This window comes from Hymenobacter fastidiosus, assembly GCF_039539565.1.
GTDB lineage: Bacteria > Bacteroidota > Bacteroidia > Cytophagales > Hymenobacteraceae > Hymenobacter > Hymenobacter fastidiosus.
Genome location: NZ_BAABDJ010000018.1, coordinates 18,789 through 29,962 on the forward strand (window position 1 = coordinate 18,789; position 11,174 = coordinate 29,962).

At 58.1% G+C, this 11,174-nt stretch carries 11 protein-coding genes and 1 tRNA gene; 3 read left to right on the forward strand and 9 right to left on the reverse strand.

What is annotated here, in order from left to right; all coding sequences use genetic code 11:
• Nucleotides 1-23: 23 nt before the first annotated feature.
• Complete coding sequence (truA, locus tag ABD833_RS10675) at nucleotides 24-815, reverse strand: tRNA pseudouridine(38-40) synthase TruA (RefSeq protein WP_345072893.1); 792 nt, start codon at nucleotides 813-815, stop codon at nucleotides 24-26.
• A 93-nt stretch (nucleotides 816-908) separates the two neighbouring features.
• The gene (locus ABD833_RS10680) at nucleotides 909-2,111 is read right to left on the reverse strand and encodes a thiolase family protein (RefSeq protein ID WP_345072895.1); all 1,203 of its coding nucleotides are present in this window, start codon (nucleotides 2,109-2,111) and stop codon (nucleotides 909-911) included.
• A 92-nt stretch (nucleotides 2,112-2,203) separates the two neighbouring features.
• Between ABD833_RS10680 and ABD833_RS10685 the strand changes: the two genes are divergently transcribed.
• On the forward strand, nucleotides 2,204-2,680 hold the full coding sequence (locus tag ABD833_RS10685) for a DUF4293 domain-containing protein (RefSeq protein WP_345072896.1): 477 nt from the start codon (nucleotides 2,204-2,206) through the stop codon (nucleotides 2,678-2,680).
• A 340-nt stretch (nucleotides 2,681-3,020) separates the two neighbouring features.
• Here ABD833_RS10685 and ABD833_RS10690 read toward each other — a convergent pair whose 3' ends face one another.
• The 4 genes from ABD833_RS10690 to ABD833_RS10705 form a co-directional block, all read right to left on the reverse strand.
• Nucleotides 3,021-4,949 carry a CHU_0125 family OmpA-like outer membrane integrity protein gene (locus ABD833_RS10690; RefSeq protein ID WP_345072897.1) on the reverse strand — a complete coding sequence of 643 codons (1,929 nt, stop codon included), beginning with the start codon at nucleotides 4,947-4,949 and terminating at the stop codon, nucleotides 3,021-3,023.
• A gap of 112 nt (nucleotides 4,950-5,061) precedes the next feature.
• On the reverse strand, nucleotides 5,062-5,544 hold the full coding sequence (locus ABD833_RS10695; protein ID WP_345072898.1) for a hypothetical protein: 483 nt from the start codon (nucleotides 5,542-5,544) through the stop codon (nucleotides 5,062-5,064).
• A gap of 217 nt (nucleotides 5,545-5,761) precedes the next feature.
• Entirely contained in the window at nucleotides 5,762-6,619 is an 858-nt protein-coding gene (locus ABD833_RS10700; RefSeq protein ID WP_345072907.1) for a (Fe-S)-binding protein, read from the reverse strand.
• A gap of 434 nt (nucleotides 6,620-7,053) precedes the next feature.
• Nucleotides 7,054-8,442 (reverse strand): 4Fe-4S dicluster domain-containing protein, encoded by a 1,389-nt coding sequence (locus ABD833_RS10705; RefSeq protein ID WP_345072899.1) that lies wholly within the window; start codon nucleotides 8,440-8,442, stop codon nucleotides 7,054-7,056.
• A gap of 167 nt (nucleotides 8,443-8,609) precedes the next feature.
• On the opposite strand from ABD833_RS10705, the gene ABD833_RS10710 reads away from it, so the two are divergent.
• Nucleotides 8,610-8,682: transfer RNA gene (locus tag ABD833_RS10710), tRNA-Phe, on the forward strand.
• Between the two features lie 53 nt (nucleotides 8,683-8,735).
• On the opposite strand, the gene ABD833_RS10715 is transcribed toward ABD833_RS10710, so the two are convergent.
• Nucleotides 8,736-9,194, reverse strand: coding sequence for a hypothetical protein (locus ABD833_RS10715; RefSeq protein WP_345072901.1), 459 nt, complete (start codon nucleotides 9,192-9,194; stop codon nucleotides 8,736-8,738).
• Here ABD833_RS10715 and ABD833_RS10720 point away from each other — a divergent pair.
• Nucleotides 9,193-9,957 (forward strand): hypothetical protein, encoded by a 765-nt coding sequence (locus ABD833_RS10720; protein ID WP_345072903.1) that lies wholly within the window; start codon nucleotides 9,193-9,195, stop codon nucleotides 9,955-9,957. The genes ABD833_RS10715 and ABD833_RS10720 overlap by 2 nt on opposite strands.
• A 61-nt stretch (nucleotides 9,958-10,018) precedes the next feature.
• Here the strand turns inward: ABD833_RS10720 and ABD833_RS10725 are convergent, their stop codons facing one another.
• Nucleotides 10,019-10,570 carry a hypothetical protein gene (locus tag ABD833_RS10725; RefSeq protein ID WP_345072904.1) on the reverse strand — a complete coding sequence of 184 codons (552 nt, stop codon included), beginning with the start codon at nucleotides 10,568-10,570 and terminating at the stop codon, nucleotides 10,019-10,021.
• A 215-nt stretch (nucleotides 10,571-10,785) separates the two neighbouring features.
• Nucleotides 10,786-11,174, reverse strand: a 389-nt coding sequence (locus ABD833_RS10730; protein WP_345072905.1) for a hypothetical protein, incomplete at its 5' end; no start/stop codon positions are given.

Here is an 11,174-nt window from a genome sequence, read left to right on the forward strand (position 1 = left end):
CGGAGGTTGCACCCGGCGTAGCACTACCGGCCCGCAAAATACGGCATTCCCACCGGGGCCGCAGCCTCGGGCACCAAACCGGCCGGATATTCAACGCGGCACAGAAACAGGCCCTGGGCCGGCGCGGCGCTGCCCGCATCTATCCGGTTTTGGGCCAGCAAAATGGCTTTGAACTCCGCGGGGGTAATTTTGCCCCGGCCCACCGCCAGCAGCGTCCCTACCACCAGCCGCACCATGCCGCGCACGAAGCGGTTGGCCCGGATACGGAACATCAGCCCCCCCGGCGTGGGGTGCCAGCCGGCCTCGTAGCACACGCACACGTAGTGGTCCACGCCGCCTTTCACCTTGGAAAAGCTGGTGAAATCGAAGGAGCCAATCAGGGTGGCGGCGGCCTCGTTCATGGCCGCCACGTCGGGGTGGCGGTCCAGGTAGAGGCTGTGGTTGACGCTGAACGGGTCGGGTACGGTGCGTACGTGGTACTCGTAGGTCCGGGCTTCGGCGTCGAAGCGGGCGTGGGCGCGGGCGGGTACGGGGTGCAGCAGGCGGGTGGCAATATCCCTGGGCAGGGCCCGGTTGAGGCGGTAGACTACGGTGGCCTCATCGAGGCCGGCGGCCAGTTCCGCATCGAAGTGAATTACCTGGTGGCTGGCGTGCACGCCGGTATCGGTACGGCCACTACCCAGGGTGCTGATGGGCTGGCGCAACACCTGGGTCAGGCAGCGCTCCACTTCGCGCTGCACCGTGAGCGTGTTGGGCTGCACCTGCCAGCCGTGGTAGAGGGTGCCTTCGTAAGCCAGATGAAGAAAGTAACGCACTGCCTGAATGTTGAATTATAGTAGCCCGCCGGCTACCGCCAGCGGCAGCGCTGGGCGCAACCCATTGGCGGTAGCAGTGGGCTGGTTCAAGAACTACATCTTCTCAAACACCATGGCCACGCCCTGCCCCACGCCCACGCACATCGTGGCCAGGCCGTAGCGCACTCCTTCGCGGCGCTGCATTTCGTGGATCAGGGTGGCCGTGATACGGGCTCCACTGGCGCCGAGCGGGTGGCCAATGGCAATGGAACCGCCGTTCACGTTCACCTTCTCCGGGTTCAGCTCCAAGTCCCGGATGCAGGCAATGGTTTGCACCGCGAAGGCCTCGTTGAGTTCGATCAGGTCCAGATCATTGATAGTCAAGCCCGCCCGTAGCAGCGCTTTTTGCGTGGCCGGTACCGGTCCGAGGCCCATCAGCGCCGGGTCGACGCCCGCCACGGCCGACGACACAATGCGGGCCAGAGGCTTCAGGTTGTAGCGTTTCAGCGCCTCTTCGCTCACCACCAGTACGGCCGCGGCCCCGTCGTTGATGCCGGAGGAATTACCCGCCGTCACCGTACCCTCAACGGGTTGGAAAGCGGGCTTGATGCTGGCCAGCTTCTCCATCGACGAAAGCCGCGGCGGCTCATCCGCATCAAACAGCGCCGTGTCGCCCTTCGGGTAAGGCACGAACACGGGGACGATTTCGCGGCGGAAACGCCCTTTTTCCAGGGCCCGCTGATATTTGCGCTGGGAGTTGAAGGCAAATTCATCCTGCTCCAGGCGGGTGATACCGTACTTACGGCCCACATTTTCGGCCGTTTCCCCCATCGTGTACGGATGGTGGAGCTTCGAAAGCTTCTGGTTGGTGAAGCGCCAGCCCAGGGTGGTGTCGTGCGCTATCAGCTCACGGCCGAAAGCCTTGTCCGACTTGGCCATGACGAAGGGCGCGCGGGTCATGCTTTCGGAGCCCCCGGCCAGGTAGAGGTCACCTTCTTCACAGCGAATAGCCCGGGAAGCGTCGATGATGCTCTGCAGGCCGGAGCCGCAGAGCCGGTTGGTCGTCACGCCGGGCACGGTAATGGGCAGCCCCGCCAGCAGGGCCGCCATGCGGGCTACGTTGCGGTTGTCTTCCCCGGCCTGGTTGGCGGCGCCCATAATCACGTCTTCCACGGCGTTTTTATCGATGGCAGGGTTGCGGCGTAATAGCTCGCGCAGGACGTGCGCGGCTAAATCGTCGGGACGGACGCTGCTGAGGGCACCCCCGAATTTGCCGATTGGAGTGCGGACGGCGTCCACGATATAAGCAGTTGGCATTAGGTTGAAATGCGGTTATTCCGGTCGTTGTTGGCTACTTTTGCCGGCCTGCTGCCCGATTTAGGCAGGGCCGAACTGATACAACCACAAAGATGATACAAAGAATTCAAAGCGTATTTCTGCTGCTGCTGGCGCTGGCCATGCTCAGCGTCCTGTTTCTCCCGCTGTGGAGCAAGCTCGACCCGCTCAGCAACCAGGAACTGGTCCTTACCGCTACCAAGCTTACCTACGCCCACTCCGACGCGGGCATGTCGGTGCCTACGCCCACTTATCTCATTGCCGTGCTGGCCATAGCTTCGGCCGCCGTGGCCCTGTTCGAGATTTCGCAGTTCCGCAACCGCTTTATGCAGCTCAAGCTGGGCATCCTCAATTTCCTGCTTATCGTGGCCACTATCGGTGCCACGTTCTACTTCTCCGGCGTAGGTGAAAAGCTGCTCAACGTGAAAATCCCCGGCACCTTCGAAGCCGGTTTTTACCTGCCCACCGTGGCCCTGCTGCTCAACCTGCTGGCCAACCGCTTCATCCGCCGCGACGAGCAGCTGGTGCGCTCCATCGACCGCCTACGCTAAGTCAGCGCTGATTTTCAGGCACATAAAAAAGGCTTCCGTATAGTACGGAAGCCTTTTTTATGTGCCCGGAGCGGCGGCTAATTCCGGTTACGCCCAACCGTCTGCTGCACTTCCGGCACGCCCGACTGAAAATCGAATGAGTCGTAGACGCGGTAGCAGTTCTGACGGTCGGCCACGTGCGGGGAAGCATCCTTAGTGCGCCCAAAGCCAAGGATTGTGGCCCGTTCGGCCCTTTTACCTTCCCGCCTTTCCCGCTCCTGGCAACTTCTCTTCACCAAAAGGAAAAAGCCGCTGCGTTTAAGAATGCAGGGACTTTTGCCTTTCGGCTTACCCGTTTTGGCTATTCGCCGATTTTGGTCACTTTGAATTCCGTGCGACGGTTGCGCTGGAACTCGTCTTCCGTCTTGGCCGCTTTTAGCACCGGCTGGGTTTCCCCGTAGCCCTTCGCCGTGATGCGGCTCTTGTCGATGCCCTTACCGATGATGTAGTCCACGGCCGACTGGGCCCGGCGTTGCGACAGGACCAGGTTATAGGCGTCCCGGCCGCGGGAGTCGGTGTGGGAGCTCAGCTCGATGGTGATTTTAGGATTGTCGACCAGGGTCTGGACCATCTTATCCAGCTCCAGAGCAGCATCGGGGCGAATGGCGGCCTTGTCGTAGTCGTAGAAGATATTCTCCACCACAATGGCCTTGTTCTTCACAATTTTGGTGAGCGTCAGCATTACGGGCACCGTGATGTCGTTCAGCTCGTTCGGCAGCTGGTCCTGGGCGGGCTTGCGGCCCACGGTGCTCACCGAGTTGCGGGCCGCAAAGTAGCCGTCGCGGTCGGCCACCAGACCATAGCTGGCGGCCGCCGTGTCCAGCCTGACTTTGAATTTGCCGTCGACTCCGGTCGTCACCTCCTGCAGCTTCTTACCGGTAGCGCTGAACAGCGTTACGGTTTCGTTGGCTACGGGCAGGGTTTCGCCGGTCTTGTCGTTTCGCTCAATCAGCGTGCCATCGGCATAGAACGTAACCAGCTTGAGAAGCTTCTTGCGGAACATGTACAGGTCGTCGCTGCCCTTGCCGCCCGCACGATTTGAGGAGAATACGCCGACGTCCTTGCCCGTGAAGTAAGGGGCAAAGTCGTCGCCGTTGCTGTTGATGGGTGCGCCCAGGTTTTTCACCTTGCCTTTCTCCACCGTGTAGATGTCGAGCTTGCCGAGGCCGGGATGCCCGTCGGAAGAGAAGTACAGGGTGCCGTCGGGTGCGACGGCCGGGAAGTTGTCGTTGCCGAGAGTGTTGATCTGGTCGCCCAGGTTTTCGGCGGGCGTAAACCGGCCGTTGGGGCCTACCGTGGCTTTGTAGAGGTCGATACCGCCCAGCCCGCCCTTACGGCCGGAAGCGAAGTACAGCGTCTGCCCATCGGGGGCGAAAGCCGGCGAAAAGTCGTCGGCGCTACGGTCGTTGATGTTGATCAGCCTGGGCTCTTCCCACGCACCGTTTTTGTAGAACGACGACCACAGATCCACGCTCAGGTAGCCTTTCTTCGAGCCGTCGTTGGACCGCGCAAACACCACCATTTTGCCGTCCGGGGTGTAGGTGGCGCTGGCTTCGTGCTTGTTCTCACTGTTGAAGATGGGCTCCAGCTTGCGTACCGTGCCGCCGGTCATCTTGGCTGCGTCGTCGAATTTGATGGCGTAGAGGTCGTTGAAGCCTTCCCCGTTGCCGAGGTATTTCCTGCCTTCCCGGCCGGAAGCAAACACCAGCTCTTTCGTGTCCGGCATCATCGTGGCGCTGAAATCGGAAGAGGGCGAATTCACCTGATCCAGGGCCATTATCTCGTTGTTGGTGCGCAGGGCCACGATGTCGTTGCCGGCCCGGGCATTCCTGGCTTCCATCTCGGCGCGGGCCGCCAAAGTGCGGTTGGCTCCGTTCTGGGCGTAGCTGTCGAGCTGAGTGGCCGCCTCGTCGAACTTGCCGTTAGCCTTTAGCGCCAGCCCATAGTAGAACGGGGCTTCTCCAGCCTTTACTCCACCATCAATAGCCGCCTTGTAGAACCCTTCGGCCTGCTCAATCCGGTTCGACAACCGGTAGGACTCCGCCACCCGGTAGTTAGCGGCTGCCCCGTTTTTCCCGCGGCTCACCTCGGCCTTATAGAGTCCGATGGCCGTTTCATATTCGCCCCGGGCAAAGCGCTTATCCGCTTTGCTCAGGCTGCCGGAAGCCGCGCAGCCGCTCAACAGCGCTGCCGAACCCGCCGTGACGCATATAAACATCAGTTTTCTCATAGTGGATGGGGGTGGAATGAAATACCGGGCAGCCCGCGTAGCGGGTCAGATTAGGCCTAGCAATAATACTAAGATTACCTCTGATTCCGGTGCGGGGCCTTTTTGCCGATCTTTAAAAGTACCGGGCCAGCCAGGTAGCAGCAGCCGGGGCCGGCCAGGCTTGCTGCATCTGGCCCCGCTGCGCCACCGTATTGTCGAAATACAGCGTCTCGGGCATCAGGGTGCCATCGGCCACGGCCTGGCGCAACGCCGACCGACCCAGCAGACGCACCTGTCCATCAATCAGAAAGGCTAGTCGGGACTTTTCCAGCAGCGCCACCCCCAGTTGCTGCTCTAGCTGCTGCACAAAGCGCACCGATGCGTCGATGGAACAGCCGCTGGCATCGGCCACGGCTTCATTCAGCCCAATTACCAGGAACTGCTGATGCAGCACCGTTGCCGAGGCCTGCAACGAACGGCCATGGCTGGTCCAGGCTGCCGCAAACTGAGCCAGGGCAGGCTCCACCCCGGCTACCTCCGCCGCCGTCAGCGGCCGACTAGCCTGATAAATCCAGATGCGGGCCGAGGTTGGGAGTTGATCAAAAGGAACGAACATAGGATTGGGGTCTTACAGGCGTGGAAACTCAGGGGCTTGGCGGTCTTCAATCAGAACGACCCGGCCGGTAGCATAGTGCATGTCATCACCAGGGTTTCTGGCGGCTGTTGGGCCTGAATACCTTGGCTGCGCCCCTGTTTTCTACAAAGAAACAGCCCCGTCCGGAAGTTCCGGCGAGGCTGCGCTTAATCTTAGTTGTGAGGCTAAGTGAGTGGGGCTAGGCGTTCAGCCCTTCGGCCGTGGCAATCAGCTCGGCGAGGTCGAATACCTGGACCGAAGATTCGCGGTCCTTATTTTTCACGCCGTCGCTCATCATCGTCATGCAGAAGGGGCACGATACGGCAATGATGCCGCGCTGGTCGGTGCGGGGGCTGGGCGTAGCTCCGGCGGTGCCGCTTTCCACCCCGCCCAGCTGGCCGAGGGCCGCCGCGTTGCCATCTAAGGTCGCTAGGGCTTCCTCAGTGCGCTCAATATTGATTTCCTTTTTGCCGGGCTCGGACTCTTTCCACATCTGGGCCCCACCCGCGCCGCAGCACAGACCGTTGGCTTTGCTGCGCTTCATTTCCACCAGATCGGCATCGAGAGTCGCCAGCACGTCGCGCGGGGCTTCGTAGATGTTGTTGGACCGGCCCAGATAGCAGGAGTCGTGGAAGGTGATGCGCCGGCCCTTAAACTCGCCACCGCCCGACATACCCACCCGGCCTTCGTTGATGAGCTGCTGCAGGAAGGTGCTGTGGTGAATCACCTCGTAGTTGCCGCCCAACGCCGGGTATTCGTTCTTAATGGTATTGAAGCAGTGCGGGCAGGCCGTCACGATCTTCTTGATGCCGTAGCCCTCGAAGGTGGTGATATTCTGCATGGCCTGCATCTGAAACAAAAACTCATTGCCGGCGCGCTTGGCCGGGTCGCCGGTGCAGGTTTCCTCCATGCCCAGCACGGCATACTTCACGCCCACGTGCTCCAGAATCTGCACGAAAGCCCGGGTCACGCGCTTGTACCGCTCATCGAAAGCGCCGGCGCAGCCCACCCAGAACAGGATTTCGGGCTCCTCCCCGGCCGCGGCCAGGTTGGACATGAGAGGAACGGTGATGGGACGCTTGGCAAGTTGCTCAGCCATATGTTTATCAGTTGTCAGTTGTGAGTTGCCAGTTACCAGTTGCCAGTTGCCAGTTAAGTAGGCCGAAGGAATTAGTTTGACTTATCAGCACGTCATGCTGAGCCTGTCGAAGCATCTCTACCGCTTCGCTGAACGGACCTGATGAAGCGGTAGAGATGCTTCGACTTCGCGGACGCTAGATGAGCATGACGTTTTTTTTATTGCCAAGTAATTTTCACGACCTACTTACCAGTTGTCAGTTGTCAGTTACCAGTTGCCAGTTGCCAGTTGTCAGTTATCAGTTACCAGTTGCCAGTTACCAGTTGCCAGTTACCAGTTGCCAGTTGCAGTTCATCAGTTGCCAGTATTCAAAAGAACGAGCTGGCAACTGGCAACACGCAACTGGCAACTCATCAAGCCTTTTCCGTCACGAACAGGTCGTCGGCCCAGTTGAAGCGGTCGGAGGGTGAGAAAGCCCAGGGGGCCCCGTTGTTTTCGATGTTGGAGAACATTACGTTCAGCGAGTTCGGCGCGGCCGACTCTTCCAGCACCAGGAAGCGGCGCATCTCGATGATGGATTCGAGGGGGTTGATATTCACCGGGCAGGCTTCCACGCAGGCGTTGCAGGTGGTGCAGGCCCAAAGCTCTTCCGGCGTCACGTAGCCGCGCAGCAGGGTGTGGGTTTCCTTGTCGGATACTTCCTGCTCGGCGTGCTTGGCTTCGGCCCCGTACATGGCGGGGTGGAAAATCAGCGGCGAGTTGTACTTCTCCTCCACCCGGTCGCGGGTGTCCATAATGATCTTCCGGGGCGAGAGCAGCTTGCCCGTCAGGTTGGCGGGGCAAACCGACGTGCACCGGCCGCACTCGGTGCAGGAGTAGGCGCTGAGCAGGTTGGTCCAGGCCAGATCATCCACGTCCTTGGCCCCGAAGGGCAGGGGCGCGGCGGCCGAGCCATCGGGGTTGGTAGCCGGCGCCGGCACCACGTAGGTGGGGTCCATCATAGCTTTCACCTCGTGGGTGATGCTGTCGACATTTGAAAACTGGCCCTGGGGCACCAGCCGCGAGTACCACACGCTCGGAAACGCCATGATAATGTGGAAGTGCTTGCTGGACGGCAGGTAGTTCAGAAAGCACAGAATGCCCACGATGTGCGCCCACCAGCCCACGCGCTCCAGCACTTCCAGCGTTTCCGGATTGCTCGGAAACAGGCCCGTGAGCAGGCTGCTGACCGGAAACGTGCCCGGCAGATCCACGCCCGCCAGTTGGTGCAGCTTCAGATCGGCGGTGTTCATAGTGAACAGGGCTGCCATCAGAACCACCTCCACGTAGAGAATCACGTTGGCATCGAGCTTCGGCCAGGCCCGCAGCTCGGGACCGGTGAAGCGCTTCAGCGGCGGATTGGAGTTGCGCCGCCACCAGAAAGCCACTACGGCCACGATGACCAGCGCCCCCAGAATCTCATTGGTCGCCATCAGCACGTCGTATAGCGGGCCGAGGAAGCGGAGGACCCGGTGCGTGCCAAACAGGCCATCAATCATGATTTCGATGACCTCGATGTTGATGACCAGAAAGCCCACGTACACGATCAGGTGGAGCAGGGCCGGCGTGAGGCGCTTGAACATCTTCTGCTGACCGAAAGCCACGAGCAGGGTTTTGGTGAACCGCTCACTCGCGTGGCCGGACGCATCCCGGTCGCGCCCGACGAGGATGTTGGTCCGGACTTTCCGGGCCTGCCACACAAACAGGCCGAAGCCGGCGAGGGCCACCAACAGAAACAGGAGGTTTTGAATAGAGAAATGCACGGGAAAAGGTAGGTTTGGGAATCAGTCCGAAATATACTCGGTATGCATAACAAGCTACGGGTTTTTTTGGCGGAAAGATTTTTTACGATAAGTCTTGCAGGTCCGTTGGGGTTTACTACTTTTGTGCTCCCCAAGAGCTAAAAAGCGAATGAGGAACAACCCGAGCTGGTAATGTAGCTCAGTTGGTAGAGCACAGCACTGAAAATGCTGGTGTCGTTGGTTCGATTCCAATCATTACCACATAAAAGCCCGTTTCTGCTACAGAAACGGGCTTTTTGTTGTTTTGGGGTACATCAAAGGGGACGGTTTATTTGCAATTCTGTGCCGTACTGCAAATAATCGTAAGCTTTAGCGGTCATGATTAGCCAATGCCGAAAGGCGGCGCAATTCTCTCGGCGACGGGCGAAGATGGCCTTACGCAGCTCGCCGTAGGTATAGGGCCGGGCGGTATCCAGCCCATTTTGCTCGTAAATTGGGGCAAGCTGTTCCGCTGGAATACCAAGTGCCACTAGGTCGGCCCAGGTGACAATTTGCTGCTGGGCATCGCCGTTGGTGGTGGTACGGGCCGTGTGGGACTGGCGGCAGTAGCGGATAGCCTCGGCAGGTGTGGCTGCCTCAGCGTAGGAGCGGCCAAAGCGGACCACGTAGGTAGCGCCGTTCAGCCGGGCAATGCTGGCTCGCCCTATCTGGTGCAGCACTTGTACGCGGTGGCCTGCGTGGGTGTAGTAAGCGAAGGGGGACGGGCTAGGCATGGAAGCAAATAAAGCGAAAGTCCCAACGCTATCCATGTCGGGGCCTTCTTTGTTTTGGAGTTTGCCGAAGGGGGCCGCCTCACTTGTCCAAATAGATACTTGTTTTACTTTTGGCTTACACTATCCAATACAGTCTGATACTTTCTTTATGAGCAGAATATTGTTCCAAGGCCCACTAATTGCAGCCTTGTTTTCGTTCGCGCCTGCACTAGGGCAAGTTCAAGCAACTCCCTCCCCTTCCATCCTCGGTTCAATTGCTGCGTCTTATGCCGCGAAGGAATTTAGCAAGGAAGTCGCCGTGTATAGGGCCAAGGAATTCGTGATGCGAGAGATTTTAGGTCCTTCGTCTGAGGTAGTAAAATTCGATATTGACCCATTGGCTGCATCCAGTTCAGGCGAGCTTACATCACTCGTCTACCAAAGTGCCACCAAAAGTAAAGAAGGGCTCATACTGGGCTTCTTCGGCGATAGATGGAATGCACAGGGAGTTGTCTACCAGGGATATGCCTTTAAGAGCATACCGAAGGAGAAAGCCCTCGAAATGCTGGCCTTTATTGATAAGCAGCTGGCTGACAACTCAACCTATTTTATAGTTGGTGGCGAAAGCGCCAATATCTATTTTCAATATGATGATATGATCTTCTTGATTAACAAGACTTCCGGAGGAATCAAAACAAGGGTATTCTGGCAGGACTTTGATGCTGAATGGGAGGACGTTGCCTATCAGCGAACGAAAAAACGCCTCATGAAAAAACTTAACTAAAGCAAAGGCCCCAACGTTATCCACGTCGGGGCTTTTTTATTACCTCTATTCTAAGCCGATGCTACCAGATATAGCCGTCAATAAGCTGGCTTTGGTATAGTTGAAGCTCTTGAGTCTCCTCTGCCGTTCCGGCTGAATAAGGCGGGGCTAGTCTGGCTTTCTCCATAATGGCGTACACGTCCTGCCGCTCACACGTAAATTCCTTCCCCTCGCTGTCCAGCACAGTCAATATAGGCCCGTCATTGCTTACCAATTGGCCTGTGCCGTTACGCAGTGAGCCAAGACCATTAAACGCCCACTGTGCATCAAATTCCCATCCTAAACGCTGCTGCTCTGTCTGCATTGGTCCGTAACAAGATTTCGCCCGATACCACTCGGGCGTCTGCCACAAGTTGTGCTGTGGGGCAAAGTTGCTGACGGGATGTGCCCATACCTTGTACGTCTGCCCCGGTGTGAGTTCTCCCCAGCGGGCGGGAACCAAGGGCCGATAGATGACAGCCCATCGGTTCCCCTGCCGCCGAAGTGGGCCGTTGGGGTCAATAAAAGAACCGGCTGAATCTTCGGCCTCCGTCAGCAAGGTTACTCGGTCAACATCGGTGCCATCGAAGGGCATGCCTGTATCATACCGGGCGTGTTGAAGCCAACGCGGCGGCACAAAAGCGTTGGCGTTTATTTGTTGGCGGGGGGCGCGAAACGACGGACTAGGCTCTCGGCCATAGCCAGTTTGGAAGGAGGGTAGGCGTACAATCATCTTCTACAAGATACGCAGAATCTAAGCCGCTTTAGAAGCGTTAAAAGCTCTGTTCCTGCTTATCTGAGTACCTTTGCTTATTCGCTATCCTCGTCACTGTCTTCTATTGAGCCAGATGCGTTGGTGACTTCCGCATTGCTGATATTGCCTAGACTTTTCCATTTCTTTGCTTCCCAACTCCACTGATAAACCTTGCCAGTGCTGGTATCCAGCAGCCGGTTGCTCTGGATGTGGTACCTGCCGTTCTGCGAGTATTTATAGAAAAAAAACAGGCCCAAAGTCAATAAGATAATTTTTGCCAAACGATATAGGTTTAAGCCCATTCTGTAATCAGATAGATGATTTTTTGCCGATAGATTGTTCATCGAGTTTGAATCTGTTAAATCGTTTGATTCACCGGCTAAGAAGCTGTTTGAGTTAGTTTTGTTGGATGCAAGCAGCCTCCATTTCAGCCGTTCGGAAACGG